Origin of the sequence: Streptomyces sp. NPDC050147 (assembly GCF_040660195.1) — a bacterium.
In the GTDB taxonomy this organism is placed as follows: Bacteria; Actinomycetota; Actinomycetes; order Streptomycetales; family Streptomycetaceae; genus Streptomyces.
This window is the reverse complement of sequence record NZ_JBFALJ010000008.1, coordinates 1-16,522: the sequence shown is the minus strand read 5'-3', so window position 1 is coordinate 16,522 and position 16,522 is coordinate 1. Positions and strand designations below refer to the sequence as shown.

The 16,522-nt window shown below is 70.5% G+C and carries 13 protein-coding genes; 9 read left to right on the top strand and 4 right to left on the bottom strand.

Annotation, left to right across the window (positions count from 1 at the left end):
- The first annotated feature begins 4 nt into the window (after positions 1–4).
- Entirely contained in the window at positions 5–1,327 is a 1,323-nt protein-coding gene (locus AB0I94_RS14670; RefSeq protein ID WP_363309917.1) for an MFS transporter, read from the top strand.
- Here AB0I94_RS14670 and glgX read toward each other — a convergent pair.
- A complete protein-coding gene (gene glgX, locus AB0I94_RS14665) occupies positions 1,302–3,410 on the bottom strand; it encodes a glycogen debranching protein GlgX (RefSeq protein ID WP_363309916.1) in 2,109 nt (702 codons plus the stop codon). The genes AB0I94_RS14670 and glgX overlap by 26 nt on opposite strands.
- Positions 3,411–3,567: 157 nt before the next feature.
- Between glgX and AB0I94_RS14660 the strand changes: the two genes are divergently transcribed.
- From AB0I94_RS14660 to AB0I94_RS14645, 4 genes are all read left to right on the top strand, one after another.
- On the top strand, positions 3,568–4,353 hold the full coding sequence (locus tag AB0I94_RS14660) for a Tat pathway signal sequence domain protein (RefSeq protein ID WP_363309915.1): 786 nt from the start codon (positions 3,568–3,570) through the stop codon (positions 4,351–4,353).
- A 64-nt stretch (positions 4,354–4,417) separates the two neighbouring features.
- On the top strand, positions 4,418–5,734 hold the full coding sequence (locus AB0I94_RS14655; protein ID WP_363309914.1) for a copper amine oxidase: 1,317 nt from the start codon (positions 4,418–4,420) through the stop codon (positions 5,732–5,734).
- A 102-nt stretch (positions 5,735–5,836) separates the two neighbouring features.
- Positions 5,837–7,078 carry an SAV2148 family HEPN domain-containing protein gene (locus tag AB0I94_RS14650; protein WP_363309913.1) on the top strand — a complete coding sequence of 414 codons (1,242 nt, stop codon included), beginning with the start codon at positions 5,837–5,839 and terminating at the stop codon, positions 7,076–7,078.
- Between the two features lie 125 nt (positions 7,079–7,203).
- A complete protein-coding gene (locus AB0I94_RS14645) occupies positions 7,204–7,929 on the top strand; it encodes a 3'-5' exonuclease (RefSeq protein WP_363309911.1) in 726 nt (241 codons plus the stop codon).
- A gap of 21 nt (positions 7,930–7,950) precedes the next feature.
- Here the strand turns inward: AB0I94_RS14645 and AB0I94_RS14640 are convergent, their stop codons facing one another.
- Complete coding sequence (locus tag AB0I94_RS14640; protein ID WP_363309910.1) at positions 7,951–8,805, bottom strand: aminoglycoside phosphotransferase family protein; 855 nt, start codon at positions 8,803–8,805, stop codon at positions 7,951–7,953.
- A 181-nt stretch (positions 8,806–8,986) separates the two neighbouring features.
- Here AB0I94_RS14640 and AB0I94_RS14635 point away from each other — a divergent pair, with 181 nt between their 5' ends.
- From AB0I94_RS14635 to AB0I94_RS14625, 3 genes are read left to right on the top strand one after another with little or no spacing between them, the layout of a single operon-like run.
- Positions 8,987–9,910 carry a sugar ABC transporter permease gene (locus tag AB0I94_RS14635; RefSeq protein WP_363309909.1) on the top strand — a complete coding sequence of 308 codons (924 nt, stop codon included), beginning with the start codon at positions 8,987–8,989 and terminating at the stop codon, positions 9,908–9,910.
- Positions 9,907–10,749 (top strand): carbohydrate ABC transporter permease, encoded by an 843-nt coding sequence (locus tag AB0I94_RS14630; protein WP_363309908.1) that lies wholly within the window; start codon positions 9,907–9,909, stop codon positions 10,747–10,749. Before AB0I94_RS14635 ends, AB0I94_RS14630 begins: the two co-directional genes overlap by 4 nt.
- The gene (locus AB0I94_RS14625; RefSeq protein WP_363309907.1) at positions 10,749–12,038 is read left to right on the top strand and encodes a sugar ABC transporter substrate-binding protein; all 1,290 of its coding nucleotides are present in this window, start codon (positions 10,749–10,751) and stop codon (positions 12,036–12,038) included. Before AB0I94_RS14630 ends, AB0I94_RS14625 begins: the two co-directional genes overlap by 1 nt.
- On the opposite strand, the gene AB0I94_RS14620 is transcribed toward AB0I94_RS14625, so the two are convergent.
- Together AB0I94_RS14620 and AB0I94_RS14615 are read right to left on the bottom strand one after the other, a co-directional pair.
- Positions 12,019–12,777: a response regulator transcription factor gene (locus tag AB0I94_RS14620; protein ID WP_363309906.1), complete on the bottom strand. Its 759-nt coding sequence runs from the start codon at positions 12,775–12,777 to the stop codon at positions 12,019–12,021. The two genes, AB0I94_RS14625 and AB0I94_RS14620, sit on opposite strands and share 20 nt — an antisense overlap.
- Positions 12,777–13,916 (bottom strand): sensor histidine kinase, encoded by a 1,140-nt coding sequence (locus AB0I94_RS14615; protein ID WP_363309905.1) that lies wholly within the window; start codon positions 13,914–13,916, stop codon positions 12,777–12,779. Before AB0I94_RS14615 ends, AB0I94_RS14620 begins: the two co-directional genes overlap by 1 nt.
- 281 nt (positions 13,917–14,197) lie before the next feature.
- Between AB0I94_RS14615 and AB0I94_RS14610 the strand changes: the two genes are divergently transcribed.
- Positions 14,198–16,423 (top strand): MMPL family transporter, encoded by a 2,226-nt coding sequence (locus tag AB0I94_RS14610; RefSeq protein WP_363309904.1) that lies wholly within the window; start codon positions 14,198–14,200, stop codon positions 16,421–16,423.
- Positions 16,424–16,522 lie beyond the last annotated feature (99 nt).

Genomic DNA, 16,522 nt, shown 5'->3' with positions numbered 1-16,522 from the left:
GACGATGGCTGCAAAAGCACAGGTCGCGCGGAACGGGCTACGGGGGGACCGGGAGGGCCGGGAGGCCGGGGACAACCGGGACGCGCTCGGTCTCCTGGACACCTACCGGGAGGTGATCGGGCACACCGGAGCCCTCCTGCCGGTGATCTCGTTCCTCGGCAGGCTCCCCGTGGCCATGATCCAGTTCGGCAGCGTCCTGCTGGTCACCGAGACCAGCGGTTCGCTCGCCACGGGCGGCGTGGTCGCCTGCGCGCTCGCGCTCGGCCAGGTGACCATGGGCCCGCTCGTCGGCCGCCTCGCCGACCGCCGCGGTCAGCGCCCCGTCGTCCTCGCCTTCTCGCTGCTCAACGCCGTGGCCATCGCCGTCTACACGCTCGGCGCCCTCCTCGGGCTGCCCACGCCCGCGCTCGTCGCCCTCGCCGTGTTCGCCGGGGCGAGCATCCCGGGGATCGGCCCGCTGGCCCGCGCACGCGCCGTCCCGCTGGTCCGCAGAGCGGGCGGCGACGACCGTCTGGTCAACACCGTGCTCTCCCTGGAGAGCACCATGGACGAGCTGTCCTTCGTGCTCGGGCCCGCCTTCGTGGGCCTGGCCGCCGTGGCGGGCCATCCGGCGTACGCCTTCGGCGCGGCCGCGCTCCTGGTCGCCGTCTGCGGCTCCGGCTTCGCGCTGCACCCCACGGGCCGGACGGTGCGAGCGGCTCAGGCGGAGAACCAGGCGCCACGCGCGCGTGGCGGCCGGCAGCGCCTGCCGCGCGAAGTCGTCGTCGTACGCGTCGGGCTCGTCTTCCTCGGTGTCCTGCTCGGCGCCTGTGGAGCGGGCATCACGGCACTCACCGAGGAGTTGGGGCAGCCGGGCCAGGCGGGCCTCGTCTACGCCGCCATGGGCGTCATGAGCGCCGTGGTGGGGCTCGCCATGGCCGCGCTCCCCGAGCGCTTCGGCCTGTACGCGCGATGGCGCGTGGCGACGGCCGCCGCCACGCTGCTCTCGCTGCCGCTGGTGTGGACGCACAGCATGACGGCCCTGTACCTCGTGGTGACCGTCTTCGGCGCCGTCTACGCCCCGAACTTGATCACCGGCTTCGCCCTCACCGAGCGCTCCTGTCCGCCGCGGCGCCTCGCCGAGGGGATGACGTTCGCCGCCAGCGCCTTCGTCGGCGGCCAGGCGGTCACGCTCGCCGTGGCGGGACGACTGGCCGAGGTCCACGGCCCCGCGGCGGCGTTCGCGCTCGGCAGCGCGGCCGCCGCCGTCGCGTTCCTCGTGGCGCTGGTGGCCCGCCCCCCGGCAGAGGGCAGGCCTCAGGTCACGCGGGGCGCTGTAGGACAGTAAGGCTCCGGTCGGCGAGCGTCAGGCGCTCACCGGCCGCCGCCTTCGGCCCCGAGTCCGGCGGCACCCCCTCCGCCCGCGAGGTGTCCACGACCACCTGCCACTGACGGCCGTGATTGACCGGGACGACGAACTCCAGGGGCCGAGCCGACGCGTTGAACATCATCAGGAAGGAGTCGTCGGAGATCCGCTCGCCGCGCGTGCCCGGCTCGGAGATCGCGTTGCCGTTCAGGAACACCGTCAGCGCCCGTGCGTGCGACGCGTCCCAGTCCTTCTGCGTCATCTCCTCGCCCTTCGGCGTGAACCAGGCGATGTCGGAGAGCTCGTCGTGCGTGCCCTCGACCGGACGGCCGTGGAAGAAACGCCTCCTGCGGAAGACGGGGTGGTCGCGCCGCAGCCACGCCATCGCGCGCGTGAACTCCAGCAGGGAGCTCTCGCCCTGTGGCCAGCGCACCCACGCGATCTCGTTGTCCTGGCAGTAGGCGTTGTTGTTGCCTCCCTGCGTGCGGGCGAACTCGTCGCCGTGGCTGAGCATCGGGACGCCCTGCGAGAGCATCAGCGTCGCGATGAAGTTGCGCATCTGCCGTTCGCGCAGCTCCAGGACGTCCGGGTCGTCGGTCTCGCCCTCCGCGCCGCAGTTCCAGGAGCGGTTGTGGCTCTCGCCGTCCTGGTTGTCCTCGCCGTTTCCCTCGTTGTGCTTCTCGTTGTACGAGACGAGGTCGTGCAGGGTGAAACCGTCGTGGCAGGTGGCGAAGTTGATCGACGCCAAGGGACGCCGCCCGTCGTCCTGGTAGAGGTCGGACGAGCCGGTGAGCCGGGACGCGAACTCCGCGAGGGTGCGCGGTTCGCCCCGCCACAGGTCGCGCACGGTGTCGCGGTACATGCCGTTCCACTCGGTCCACAGGGGCGGGAAGTTGCCCACCTGATAGCCGCCCTCGCCGACGTCCCAAGGCTCGGCGATCAGCTTCACCTGGCTGACGACGGGGTCCTGCTGCACGAGGTCGAAGAACGACGACAGGCGGTCCACCTCGTGGAACTGCCGGGCGAGCGTCGCCGCGAGATCGAAGCGGAAGCCGTCCACGTGCATGTCGGTGACCCAGTGCCGCAGTGAGTCCATGATCATTTGGAGTACGTGCGGCGACCGCATCAGGAGCGAGTTGCCGGTCCCCGTGGTGTCCATGTAGTAGCGGGGATCGTCGGTCAGGCGGTAGTACGAGGCGTTGTCGAGGCCCTTGTAGGAGAGCGTCGGGCCCAGGTGGTTGCCCTCGGCCGTGTGGTTGTAGACGACGTCGAGGATCACCTCGATGCCCGCCTCGTGCAGCGCCTTCACTGCCTGCTTGAACTCCAGGACCTGCTCGCCCCGGTCGCCCCAGGAGGCGTACGCGTTGTGGGGCGCGAAGAAGCCGATCGTGTTGTAGCCCCAGTAGTTGTTCAGGCCCATGTCGACCAGGCGGTGGTCGTTCACGAACTGGTGCACCGGCATCAGCTCCAGGGCCGTCACCCCCAGCCGCACGAGGTGATCGATGACCGCCGGATGCGCGAGCGCCGCGTACGACCCGCGCAACTCCTGCGGCAGGTCGGGGTGCAGCATGGTCAGGCCCTTGACATGGGCTTCGTACAGCACTGTTTCGTTGTACGGGGTGCGTGGAGGCCGGTCGTCGCCCCAGTCGAAGTACGGGTTGACCACCACGGAGGTCATCATGTGCGGCGCCGAGTCCATGTCGTTGCGCTTGTCCGGCGCGCCGAAGCGGTAGCCGTACACCTCCTCGCCCCAGTCGATCCGGCCGCTGACCGCGCGGGCGTACGGATCGAGCAGCAGCTTCGCCGAGTTGCAGCGGTGCCCCCGCGCCGGTTCGTACGGACCGTGCACACGGAAGCCGTACCGCTGGCCCGGCATCACGCCGGGCAGATACGCGTGGAGTACGAACGCGTCGGACTCACGCAGCTCGACGGCTGTCTCCGAGCCGTCGTCGTGCAACAAACAGAGCTCTACGCGGTCAGCGGCCTCGGAGAAGACCGCGAAGTTCGTGCCGGCGCCGTCGTACGTGGCACCGAGTGGATACGCCTGCCCTGGCCACACCTGCATGCATACGACTCTTCCACTACCGCCCCCTCGGCTCGGGGTCACTTCGCTCAAGGTTCCCCGAAAGTGGGGCAACCACCCAGGAGTTGAGTCCGTCTAACCGACCGACCACATACTCGGTATGCCCCTTCTTGGGGCTCGTGGGGGAAAAGGGGAGTAAGTGAGAGAGCTAGTCAGACGCCACCTGGGGAAGGTGATGGCGGGCGCGGCAGTCGCGACGGCTGCCACCGCCGTGCTGGTGGGCGTCACACTGCCGGGGGCGGGCGAGTCGGGGGACCGCCAGGCCAACGCGGCGGCAGCGAAGCAGAACGCGATCGCGAAGGACGGCGTCGTCGAGGCCGCGCCCGACGAGGGCGAGAAGGGCATAGGCAGCGACCCGCTGACCGACGCCGAGATAGAGCGCGCCGAGAAGGCCTCGGTGACAGGCGGCATGCGCTCCAGCGCCAGGGACGTCGAAGGAGACCGCGGACCGCAGCTCCTTTCGACGAACCTCAGTGAGCCGGACCCCGGTGCCGAGGGTGCCGCGGCCCCGCGCAGCGCGGAAGTCGTCTACTACGACTACAAGAAGGACGCGGTCATCACCAAGACGGTCAACGTGGAGACCGGCAAGGTGGAGGACACGAACACCGCACGCAACGTCCAGCCGCCGCCCAGCCAGGAAGAACTCGTCGAGGGTGCGAAGCTGCTGATCGCCGACCCGCTCGGCAAGGGCCTGAAGCAGGACTTCAAGCACGCCACGGGCAAGGTGCTCACCGGCCCGGAGCAGCTGCAGCTGAGCGGCATGGTCTTCCGCAAGGAGACCGTCGAGCGGGTGCCGTCCGACCTCACCGAGTGCGGCAAGCACCGGTGCCTCCAGGTCGTCACCAAGGTCAAGAACGGCCCGTGGATCGATACCCGGTCCCTCGTCGTCGACCTGAGCACCCGTTCGGTGGGCCGCCTCGGCTGATTTGGGCCGCTCGCGCACGACACCACACTTCTGCTTCTCCTCGTACGAGGGAGTTCACACCGCAATGCACGTCAACAGACTTTCGCGCGCCCGCAAACGGGCCACCATGGCCCTCGCGGTCTCCGCGCTGATCGGCGGCGCCGTCACCGTCGCCTCGCCCGCATCGGCCGCACCCCAGGCGCCGAGCGCCCCTGCGGCGGCGGCCGACTGCAGTGACGCCTACAAGATCGAGCAGACCGTCGACGGCGGCACGACCTGGCGCATGTGCTGGCACTACAACAGCCTCTCCGGCCTGATCCTCGACAAGATCAGCTACCAGCCCAAGGACGAGGCGAAGCCGATACCCGTCCTGACCAGCGCCCGGCTCGCGCAGGTCCACGTCCCCTACGACGACGGCGAGGCCGAGTACGACGACGTCACCGGCACCGACTTCGGCCAGGCCCTGCAGAACCTGAAACCCGGCGAATGCCCGGGCGGCACCATCAAGACGGTGAAGGTCCCGCAGCGGGGCAACGTGAAGGGCCTTTGCACCACCACGCGCGCGCGTGGGCACGCGTACCGCCTCAACGACGACGCGAGCACCGGCGGCAACGGCAAGGTCTATACCGGCCAGGGCAAGGACCTGCTCGTCTACACCGTGAACAAGGCCTCCTGGTACGAGTACATCACCGAGTGGCGGTTCTCGTCGGACGGCACCATCACCTCCCAGGTCGGCGCGACCGGCAGCCTCTCGCCGTACGACTACGACGGCGGCGACAGCCGCGGCTGGCCCATCGGCAAGGGTGACCAGGCCAAGGCCGAGAGCCACGCCCACAACGTCTTCTGGCGGCTCAACTTCGGCCTCGACGGCTCCCCGAAGGCCAAGGTCGAGCAGTACGACTCCAAGGTCACCGCGCCCGCCGGCCAGGGCAGCCCCACCACGAAGACCACCCGCACCAAGGTCACCAAGGAGCTCGCCGGCGACCGCAAGGACATGCGCTGGTGGCGCATGGTCAGCGGGGCCGGCAAGAACAAGGACGGCCACCCCCGTTCGTACGAGTTCGTGCCCGGGGCCAGCACCAAGCATGCCGGACGCCCCTTCACCAAGCACGACGTGTACTTCACCGAGTACAAGAAGTGCGAGCAGTACGCGAGCAACAACATCGGGTGCCCCGACGGAGCACCGACCAGCGTCGACAAGTGGGCTGACGGCCAGACCCTCAAGCACCCGATCGCCTGGGTCAACATCGGCTACCACCACATCGCCCGTGACGAGGACCAGCAGCCGATGCCGGTCCACTGGCAGGGCTTCTCGCTGGCCGCGCGCGACGTCACCGCTATGAGCCCGCTCACTCCGCAGGACCTCGCCGGGCAGAACGGCCAGCCGCCGCTGGGTGGTTGATAATTGCCCTCCCCATCCGGCTGCACCGGCCGCCGCTCCCGGAGTACCCTTCCTTGATCGTTGAACGGGGGAGTGCTCGGGGGAGCGGAAGGGGTGCGCTGAGTGAGCTCGGGAGGGCGGGAACTGCCCCCTGGTGACGAGGGTCACGAGGGGAGTTCCGCGGACGGCCCGCCCGGAGCGGTGTCCCTGGCGCGGCCGATGGAGATGGGATCTCAGATCGGACCCGAACTGGACTGGGGCGCCGACGCCTGGCGCGAGGTGCGCACGCGCGCCCAGCGCGCCGGGCGGGCCTACATCTGGCTGAATCTCGTGGAGCAGCGGCTGCGCGCGGTCGTGGCCGCTGTCCTGCGCCCCATCTACGAACCGGTCCACGCCGACGACTGGGTGGTCGCCGCCGCCGGACCCGCCGGGCAGGAGTGGGTGCAGCGGGCCGTCGCCGTACGCGAGGTGAGCCGCCGCAAGGGGTACTTGCTGGACCCCGCCGACGACAACGTCCTGAGCTTCCTCACGCTGCCCCAGCTGCGCGAGCTGATGGTGCAGCACTGGCCGTGCTTCGAGCCGTACTTCGACGACCGCAGGGACGTCGAGCTCGCCCTTGACGAGCTGGAGGTCACCCGGAACGTCGTATCGCGCAACCGCGCCCTGTCCACCGCCGTGCTCGCCCAGGCCGAGCGGGCGTCCGCGAAGCTCCTGGACATGCTCGGTACGGGCACCGACACGCCGTCCGCGCGCCGGTTGCCCGTCGACGCCGTCGAGTCCCTGGTCGGCGACCGGTACGCCGACGTGGTGGGGGTCCACTCGGACCGGGTGCGGCTCCTGCGGCAGTTCCCCGCAGAGAACATCTTCGGCGGGGCCCGGCGCCTCGACGCGATCGGGATAGGCCTGAACCTCCTGGCCCAGAACTTCTCCGGACGCCGCCTCGTGCGCCTCGCCGAGTCCGGCTGCCGGGTGCGGCTGCTCTTCCTCAACCCGGCGAGCAGCGCGGTCAAGCGCAGGGAGCGTGAACTGGGCCTGAAGCGGGGCGAGCTGAGCCGCAGCGTGGAGATGAACATCCTGCACATGCGCAGGGTGCGGGCACGCCTGCGTGATCCGGGTGCCTTCGAGATCCAGGTCTTCGACGAGACGCCGCGCTTCACCGCGTATCTGGTCGACGGGGACGGCGCGGACGGCATCGCGGTCGTCCAGTCGTATCTGCGCAGGACCCGCGGGATGGAGGCGCCGGTGCTCGTGCTGCGCGGCGGCCGCCGGGTGGTGAAGCCGGACGAGCCGGACGAGAGCGGGCTCTTCGAGACATACCGGGAGGAGTTCGAACTGGCCTGGGCGGACTCGCGGCCGGTCTCCTGAGCCCGCTCTCCTGGCCGGTCTCCTGGGCCGGCCGGGCGGCAAGCGGAACGCGGACCTCGGATTGTCAGTGGCCCGTGGGATCGTGGTGGTCAATGGGGGAAAGCACCACAGAGAAGGGGGCCGCCATGGACTGGCACCGGGAGCTGCTGATCGGTTTCGACCTGGAGACGACCGGGACGGACCCGCGCGAGGCGCGCATCGTCACGGCGGCGGTCATCGAGGTCAGGGCCGGCGAGCCGCTGGGCCGCAAGGAGTGGCTGGCCGACCCGGGGGTCGAGATCCCGGCGGAGGCCGTTGCGGTGCACGGCATCACGAACGAACGTGCCGCGGCCCACGGCAGACCCGCCGCCGAGGTCGCCGACGCGATAGCGGCGGTGCTCGTGTCGTACTGGCAGACGGGCGTCCCGGTCGTCGCCTACAACGCCACCTTCGACCTGACCCTGCTCTCCGCCGAGCTGCGCAGGCACGGCCTGCCGTCCCTGCGCGAGCGCCTGGGGGGTGTGGAACCGGCCCCGGTCATCGACCCGTACACCATCGACCGCTCGGTCGAGCGCTACCGCAAGGGCAAGCGGAACCTCGAAGCGGTCTGCACCGAGTACGGCGTGCTCCTGGAGTCGGCGCACGACGCCACGTCGGACGCCCTGGCCGCGGCCCGCCTGGCCACAGCCATAGCCGAGCGGCACCCCAAGCTGGCCGCTTTCGGCCCGGCGGAGCTGCATCGCCGCCAGATCGACTGGTATGCGCAGTGGGCGGCGGACTTCCAGAGGTTCCTGCGCAAGAAGGGCGAGACAGACGCGGTGGTGGACGGCGTGTGGCCGCTCAAGGAGGAGTTCAGCGCGTCCGGGGTCTGATCCGAGGAAGGGGCGCAGCCCTCAGAAGGGGTACCACCGCACACTCGCGTCCCCGTCCCGCAGCGACGCCACCCTGCGGCGGAACTCCGCCAGCGCCTTCGGATTGCTGGGGGCATGCTGCGCGACCCACGCGCAACTGGCCGTCTCCCGGGCGCCGCGGAGCACCGCGCACCCCTCCCACTCCCGCACATCCCAGCCGTACTCCGCGATGAACCCGTCGTACGCCTCGGCCGGCAGCCCGTACCGATCCCGCGAGAGCGCCATCACCACCAGATCGTGCTCTCGCAGATCGGCGGAGAAGGTCTCCAGGTCCACAAGGACCGGACCGTCCGCGCCCACAAGGACGTTCCGGGGCAGCGCGTCGCCGTGGATGGGGCCGGGGGCCAGCCGAGGGGTGAGTGCCGAAGCCGCGGCCTCGAACCCGTCCCTGCGCTCCCGCAGGTAGTCCGCGTCCCGGGTGTCGATCGCGTCGCCCGCCAGCCGCAGCCACCGCTCGACCCCGCCGAGCAGCTCACGCCGTGGCAGTTCGAAGTCCGGTGCGGGAAGCGCGTGGACAAGGCGGAGGAGCGCGGCGAGGTCACGCGGCTCGGCCGGGCGCACGGCCTCCGGCAGCCGGTTCCACACCGTCACCGGGTGCCCGTCCACGAGCCGGGGCTCGCCCTCGGCCGCCCGGACCGCGGGCACGTCCGACTCCTCCAGCCAGCGCGCGATCCGCAACTCCCGCCGCGCGCGGTCGAGAAGTCCGGGCGCCGCGCGCCCGACCTTGACCACCGTCCCGCCACTGCCGAACACCGCGTTCTCGCCCAGCGCGAGCAGCGCCGCGTCCCGCTCGAGTCCCGCGGCGCCCAGTACGTCCCGTGCCCGCGCCTCGTCCATCCGTTGCCTCCCACACCGCTCGCTACGTTCGCCACGCAGACCGGCACAGTCTCCCATTCGCACAGGCCAAGCGGCTGCGAGGGATTGCGTAGCTGCTTGACGTAACAAGATCCCATCAGCACGATGACGGGGGCCGCCTGGGCGGCCAAACCCCGATGAGCCGCCCAAAGGAGCCGATTCCGTGACATTGGCGACCGCGACAGAGCGGTCAGCGAAAGGCGCGTCCGCCCGCAGAGGCACGGACCACGGCGCCTGGTTTCTGGTGCTGCCCGCGCTGATCCCGATTTTGATCCTGAGCGTGGGCCCGCTCCTCTACGGCATCACGCTCGCGTTCACCGACTCCCAGTCGGGCCGCACCGAGCCCACCGAGTGGATCGGCCTCCTGAACTTCCAGGACCTGCTGCACGACACCCTGTTCTGGGACTCGTTCCGCATCGGCCTGCTGTGGGCGGTCGGCGTGACCGTGCCGCAGTTCCTCCTCGCGCTCGGCCTGGCCCTCCTGCTCAACCAGAACCTGCGCTTCCGCTGGCTGGCGCGCTCGCTTGCGATCATCCCCTGGGCGATGCCCGAAGTCGTCGTCGGCATCATGTGGCGCCTGGTCTACAACCCGGACGCCGGCGTCCTGAACGAGACCCTGGGCAACCTGGGCTTCGGCGACGGCCGCGACTGGCTCACGGGCCTGGGCACCGCACTGCCCGCAGTGATCGTCGTGGGCATCTGGGCGGGCATGCCGCAGACCACCGTGGCGCTGCTCGCCGGACTGCAGAACACCCCGCGCGAACTGCACGAGGCCGCCGAGATGGACGGCGCGGGCGCCTGGCGCCGCTTCCGCACGGTCACCTGGCCCGCGCTGAAGCCGGTCGCCCTCGCCATCACGGCGCTCAACTTCATCTGGAACTTCAACTCCTTCGCCCTCGTCTACGTCCTGACGAACGGCGGCCCGGGCGGCCGCACCCGCCTCCCCATGCTCTTCGCCTACGAAGAGGCGTTCCGCTACGGCCAGTTCGGCTACGCGGCGGCGATGGGCTGCGTGATGGTCGCGGTGATCTCGGTGATCCTCGCGTTCTACCTCGTGGGCCGCCTGAAGGGAGGCGACGACAAGTGAGCACGACGCGCACCGGCAAGCCCGCCCGCGCCGGGCAGTACCTCGCGCTCCTGGGCTACCTCGTCTTCCTCGCCTTCCCCTTCCTCTGGCTGATCTCCACGGCCTTCAAGCCGCCGCGCGAGCTGGCAAGCCTGCACCCCACCTGGATTCCCAAGGACCCGACCTTCGCCAACTTCCGGCAGGCTTTCGACGAACAGCCGCTCCTGCGCGCCGCGGGCAACTCGCTGATCGCGGCCGTCTGCGCGGCGCTCATCGCCGTCGCCATCGCGACCCCGATGGCGTACGTCATGGCACGCCACCGCACGCTCCTCGCGCGGGCGGCCACCGGCTGGGTCGTGGTCAGCCAGGCGTTCCCCTTCGTCCTGGTGATCATCCCGCTCTTCCTGGTCCTGAAGAACCTCGGCCAGATCAACTCCCTGCCGGGGCTGATCATGGTGTACGTCGTGTGGGCGCTGCCCTTCGCGCTGTGGATGCTGGTGGGCTACGTGCGCGCCGTACCCACGGAGTTGGAGGAGGCGGCGGCGGTCGACGGCGCGGGCAAGCTGCGTACGCTCGTCTCGATCACCGCTCCGCTGCTCGCACCCGGCATCGTGGCCACGATCCTCTTCGCCTTCATCACCGCGTGGAACGAATTCTTCTTCGCGCTCGTCCTGCTCAAGACCCCGGAGAAACAGACGTTGCCGGTCGTCCTCACGCACTTCATCGGCGCGGAGGGCGCCGCCGACCTCGGCCCGCTCGCCGCGGCGGCGTTCCTCGCCACCCTCCCCTCGCTCGTCATCTTCGCGATCATCCAGAAGCGGATCACGGGCGGCATGCTGACCGGGGCGGTGAAGAGCTGATGCGCGCACGGCTCGCCACCGCGGTGACCGCGGCCCTGGCGCTGCTGCTCTCCGGATGCGGCGGTGACTCCGACGGATCCGACGACGGCAAGGTCACCCTCCGCTTCCAGTCGCTCGCCTGGCAGAAGGAGTCGGTCGACGCCAACAAGCAACTGGTCGAGGAGTGGAACGCCATCCACCCGGACGTCAAGGTCGAGTACGTCCAGGGCAGTTGGGACAGCGTCCACGACCAGCTGCTCACCTCCTTCGAGGGCGGCGAGGCGCCGGACATCATCCACGACGCGTCGGACGACCTCGCCGACTTCGCGTACGGCGGGTATCTCGCGGACCTCGACGAACTGCTTCCCGACCGGCTCAAGTCGGACATTCCCGAGCGGAGCTGGCAGACGACGACGTTCGGCGACGGCGTCTACGGCGTGCCGTTCCTCCAGGAACCCCGCGTCCTGATCGCCAACGCGACATGGCTGAAGGAGTCGGGCGTACGGATCCCGACCCCCGACAAGCCCTGGTCCTGGGAGGAGTTCCGGGCGGTCACCAAGGACCTGAGCGACGGCAAGGGCAAGTACGGCGTGGCCTGGCCGCTCAAGGAACCGGTCTCCGCGACGCTCAACCTCTCGCTCTCCACCGGCGGCCGGATGTTCCACCGGGGCGACGACGGCAAGGTCGACATCCGCTTCGACAAGGCCGACGAGATCATGCCGCGCACGGTCCACGACCAGGTCAACACCGACAAGAGTGCGTCAAGCACCACCCTGGGCATGGGCGGCTCCGACACGCTGCCGGGGTTCTTCGGCGGCAAGTACGCGATGGTCCCGCTCGGCTTCTCCTACCGCCAGCAGATCGTCCAGCAGGCGCCCAAGGGCTTCGACTGGCAGGTCCTTCCCGCTCCGGCCGGAACGGAAGGGCTCGCGCAGGGCGTCAGCCCGCAGACGCTGTCGGTGTCCGAGGACACGGAGCACAAGAAGGAGGCGGTCGAGTTCATCGACTTCCTCCTCCAGCCGAAGAACATGGTGCGCCTCGCGCAGGGCGACTGGATGCTCCCCACCGGCACGGAGGCCTTGAAGGATCCCGCCCTGCACACGAAGAAGAACGACTGGGCGACGGGCACCGCCCTGGCCAAGGACCTCCGCTCGGCCCCCGCCCAGTCGGTCCGGGGCTACGCGGAGTGGAAGGACAAGGTGGCGACCCCGGCGCTCCAGGAGTACTACAGCGGGGCGATCGGCCTGGAGGAGCTGCGCAAACGCCTGGTGAAGGACGGGAACCTGGTGCTCAAGAGGTACCAGCGCTAGGTCGTCCCTGCCCGGCCCGCACGAGCCCCGACTCGTACGCGGCGATGACCGCCTGCGCACGGTCACGGACGCCCAGCTTGGCGAAGACGCCGCTGACGTGGTTCTTCACGGTCTGGACGCCGATCTCCATGGACGCCGCGATCTCGGCGTTGTCGAGGCCCGCGGCGATCAGGCGCAGCACGTCGGCCTCGCGCGGGGTGAGCCCGGCGAGGTCCACCGTCGTCGGGTGCGCGGCAGGCGCCGGGGTCACGAAGGTGGCGAGCAGCCGGGTCAGGAGCCGCGGGGCGACGACGGCTTCGCCGCGGTGGACGGTGCGCAGCGCGGCCACCAGCTCCTCGGGGGAGACGTCCTTGGGCAGGAACCCCGAGGCCCCCGCCCGCAGGGCACCGACCACGTGTTCGTCCATGTCGAAGGTGCTGAGCGCGAGGACCCGGCAGCCGGGCAGCTCGGCGGCCAGGCGCTCGGTGGCCCTGACGCCGTCGAGCACGGGCATGCGGATGTCCATCAGGACGACGTCGGGGCGGAGTTCGAGGGCCGACGTGACGGCCTGCTCGCCGTCGCCCACTTCGCCGACGACCCGGATGGCGGGGTCCGAAAGCAGGATCAGCGACAGGCCCCGGCGCACCAGCGGCTGGTCGTCCGCGATGAGCACGGTGATGCCGTCGCGCTCGCCCCCGGGTTCGGTGCCGGTTCGGGGTTGGGCGTCGGTCCCGGAATCGGGTACAGAGGGGGATGTCATCAGATTCTGTCCTTCCCATACGTCTCGGTGGACAGTGGCACGCTCGCGCTCACCACGAATCCGCCTTCCTCGCGGCTGCCGACCCGCAAGCTGCCGTCATGCAGGGCGACGCGTTCCCGCATGCCCAGAAGACCGTACCCACCGCTCCCGCCCGCCCTGCCGTGCGCCCCGCTGTCTCCGGCGCCGTCGTCGGCCACTTCGACGGTGACGCGGCCCTGGAGATAGGCGAGCCGCACCGTGGCGCGGGCGGGGCCCGCGTGCTTGCGGGCGTTGGTCAGCGCCTCCTGGACTATCCGGTAGAGCGTGAGACCGACCGGCATCGGCAGCTCCACGGGCCGCCCGGTGACGTGGAGTTCGGCCGGCAGACCCGCGGCGGTCGAATCGGCGACGAGCCGCTCGATGCCGTCCACCCCCGGCTGGGGCTCCGACGGCGTCTCCTCCGGGGTGTCGGTGCTGCGCAGCACCCCGAGGAGCTGACGCATCTCGCGCAGCGCGGTGCGGCCGGACTCCTCCAGGGTCACCAGCGCCTCGCGGGCCGTGTCGGGGTCGCGGTCCAGGGTTGATCTGGCCCCGCCGGACATCAGGTACATGGTGGTGATGTGATGAGCCACGATGTCGTGGAGTTCGCGCGCGATGCGGCGCCGTTCGTCGGTCACCGCGCGGTCGGCGAGGAGCTTGCGGTTGATGTCCAACTGCCGTTGCCACTGCCGCACGCCCAGGCCCACGGCGACGAGCAGGCAGGGCGTGAGAGTCACGTCGATGATGCCCGGCCCCAGGAAGGGCACGTCGTTGTGCAGGTACCGCAGGAGCTGCACGGGCACGGTGGCCACGACGCTCAAGGCCACCGCGCGCCGCCCGCTGTGCCTGGCCACGGTGTACAGCGCCACCGCCACGGCGCCACCGTAGCTGTTCGACATCGGCGCGCCCGGATCGACGGCAAGACCCAGGTTCACGGCCGTCTGCACGCCGAGGACCGCGCCGAGCACCGGCACGGGGTGATGACGCCTGAAGAGCAACGGGATGACGGAGACGGCGACCAGCAGGACACCGAGCACGGTGACGGGCACCCCCGGGCCCACCTCGCCAGGGGCGAGATAGGCCAGCAGGTCGAGCCCCACCGCCACGACGGCGACCGCCATGTCACCCGGGGTCGGCCGCGCCCCGCCTGTGGGTGGTGCCGGGGGGAAGAAGTCACGGCCCATCCGGGCGCCTCCTGGTTGTGCCGGTGCGTCGGGCCCTGATGTTCCCGTCGTTCCGCCCCATTACATCCCGGCCTCGCCGGGCCGGTGATCGGCTAGGGGGCGGTTCTTTCACCCAGTACCGGAGTACTGCCCGCGACGGAGTACCGGACCAGGGTCACGGGTGCGTCCCCTTCCGGCGGCCGACGTGCTCAAGCGGCCCCGCGTGATGACCTGTGGACATGATCCGCAAGCTGACCTCTTTCTCCACCCGACATCGATGGATGACGATCGCCGTCTGGACCATCCTCGGAGCGGCACTGTCGTTCGTGGGGAAGGCGTTGATGTACGACGTCACCGACTCCCAGGCCGGGGACTTCCTGCCCAAGAAGTACGACTCGGCGGTGGCGCTGCGCATCGCCGAGGACGAGTTCGGCACCAAGCCCGACCCCAACGCCCTGACCGTGCTGGTCGGCAGGGACGACGGCGAGAAGCTCACACCGGGCGACCAGCGGCGGATCACCGCCACCGCGGACGGCCTGGGCCGGGAGCGGATCGCCGCACCGAAGCCCGAACCGCTCATGAAGGACCACTCCCAGACCCCGCGGGTGTCGCCGGGCGCCGTCGCCCCGGACAAGTCGTTCCGGCTCCTGACGGTGTCCCTCTCCGGAAACCCCGGTGACCCGGGTCTGCAGGACGTCTACAAGGAATTCCGTGACGGCGCGAAGGACGAATTCGCTGCCGCCGGCCTTCGCGTGGGATTCACCGGCGGAATAGCCTCGACGGTGGACGACACGGAGGCGGAGGAGCCCGCGGGGAAAGTCGTCGGCACTCTGACGATGGGCCTCATCGTCCTCCTGAACGTGCTGGTGTTCCGCAGCCTCGCGGCCGCGTTCGTGCCGCTGATCGCGGTGGCGCTGATCGGTGGAGTCGCGTCGGGAGCAGTCGTCGGCGCGGCGAAGCTCTTCGGCATCGACCTCGACCCGTCCACTCCCTCGCTGATCGGTGTCGTACTCCTGGGAATCGGCGTCGACTACTTCCTCTTCCTGATGTTCCGGTTCAGGGAGCAGCTGCGGAACCATCCCGAGCGGAACGCCCGGACGGTGGCGGCCGAGACGACCGGGCGAGTGGGCGGCGCGATCACGTCCGCGGCCCTGACGATCGTGGCGGCCTTCGCGACGCTCGGTCTGGCGAGCTTCGGGCAGTTCCGGGTCCTCGGGCCCGCGATCGCGATTTCCGTGCTCGTGATGCTCCTCGCCGCCCTCACGCTCATGCCGGCCCTCCTCGCCCTGCTCGGCCGCGGCATGTTCTGGCCCGCCCGCGCGTGGAAGAAGGAGCGCGCCGACGGGATCAGCGCACGTCTGGGGCGCGCGGTGAGCGCCCGGCCGGTGCGGTACGCGCTCGGCAGTCTGGTGCTGCTCGGTGCCCTCGGCGCCGGGGCGCTTGGCATGAGGATGAGCTATGACCAGCAGGGCCGGCACGAGACCGCCGCGGTCGAGGCCGCGGAGCAGATCGCCCGCAGCCTGCCCGCGGGTGTGTCGGACCCGCACAGCGTGTACGTACGGAGCACCGACGGCGGTGACATCGAGGAGAGTTCGCTCACCGGCATGACCCGTGCCCTCGCCGGGACCGAGGGCGTCGGCGAAGTGGGCAAGCCCGTGCTCGGCAAGGACCGCACAGCGGCGCGGTTCGATCTGTTCCTGAGCGTCAAGTCCGATACGCAGAAGGCGCGCGACCTGGTCTCGGGGCCCGTCAGGGACACGGCTGCGCGGACCACCCCGGCGGGCACCAAGGCGTATGTCACGGGAACGGCCGCCGTCTTCGCCGACATCTCGACGGCCGTGGAGAAGGACCTGCGCCTGGTGTTCCCGGTCGCGGCCCTGCTGATCGCGGTGATCCTCTTCCTGTTGCTGCGCTCCCTGCTCGCACCGGTCGTCCTGATGATCGCCGTGGGACTCGGGTTCGTGGCCACGCTCGGTGCGAGCACGCTGCTCTTCCAGCACGGCCTCGACCGGCCCGGGGTCTCGTTCACGCTGCCCCTGGTGCTCTTCCTGTTCGTCGTAGCCCTCGGCACCGACTACAACATCCTGATCACCGATCGGATCAGGGAGGAGATGGAGAAGCCGGTCCCGGCGCGGCACGCGGTGGCCGAGGCCGTGCGGCACACCGCCCCCGCCGTCGCCACGGCCGGGATCGTGCTCGCCGGTTCCTTCGCCAGTCTCGCCGCGAGCCCGGCCACCCAGGAGATCGGTTTCGCCACCGGCCTGGGGATCATTCTGTCCTCGCTCGTCCTCTCCCTCGTCCTGGTGCCCGCCCTTGCCGCACTCCTCGGCCGTGGGCTGTGGTGGCCGCGCAGATCGGGACCGGCCCGAGGCCGCCACCACACACCGGACGAGCCGTCGGCCCCCGAGCAGTACCAGCCGTACGCGGCGGCCACGGCGTACTCCGCACACCGGTCGGCGCGGTGACCTGACGGCTGTGGCCCCCGCGTACGGACCGGTCCGTACGCGGGGGGCCCCGCCCGCAGGGCGGGCGGGGCGCCCCCCGGCCCCCCCCCCCCACACCCC

Coding starts and splice junctions, on each gene's coding strand:
- AB0I94_RS14670 (WP_363309917.1), top strand. CDS start 5: ATGGCTGCAAAAGCACAGGTCGCGCGGAACGGGCTACGGGGGGACCGG.
- glgX (WP_363309916.1), bottom strand. CDS start 3,410: ATGCAGGTGTGGCCAGGGCAGGCGTATCCACTCGGTGCCACGTACGAC.
- AB0I94_RS14655 (WP_363309914.1), top strand. CDS start 4,418: ATGCACGTCAACAGACTTTCGCGCGCCCGCAAACGGGCCACCATGGCC.
- AB0I94_RS14645 (WP_363309911.1), top strand. CDS start 7,204: ATGGACTGGCACCGGGAGCTGCTGATCGGTTTCGACCTGGAGACGACC.
- AB0I94_RS14640 (WP_363309910.1), bottom strand. CDS start 8,805: ATGGACGAGGCGCGGGCACGGGACGTACTGGGCGCCGCGGGACTCGAG.
- AB0I94_RS14625 (WP_363309907.1), top strand. CDS start 10,749: ATGCGCGCACGGCTCGCCACCGCGGTGACCGCGGCCCTGGCGCTGCTG.
- AB0I94_RS14620 (WP_363309906.1), bottom strand. CDS start 12,777: ATGACATCCCCCTCTGTACCCGATTCCGGGACCGACGCCCAACCCCGA.
- AB0I94_RS14615 (WP_363309905.1), bottom strand. CDS start 13,916: ATGGCGGTCGCCGTCGTGGCGGTGGGGCTCGACCTGCTGGCCTATCTC.
- AB0I94_RS14610 (WP_363309904.1), top strand. CDS start 14,198: ATGATCCGCAAGCTGACCTCTTTCTCCACCCGACATCGATGGATGACG.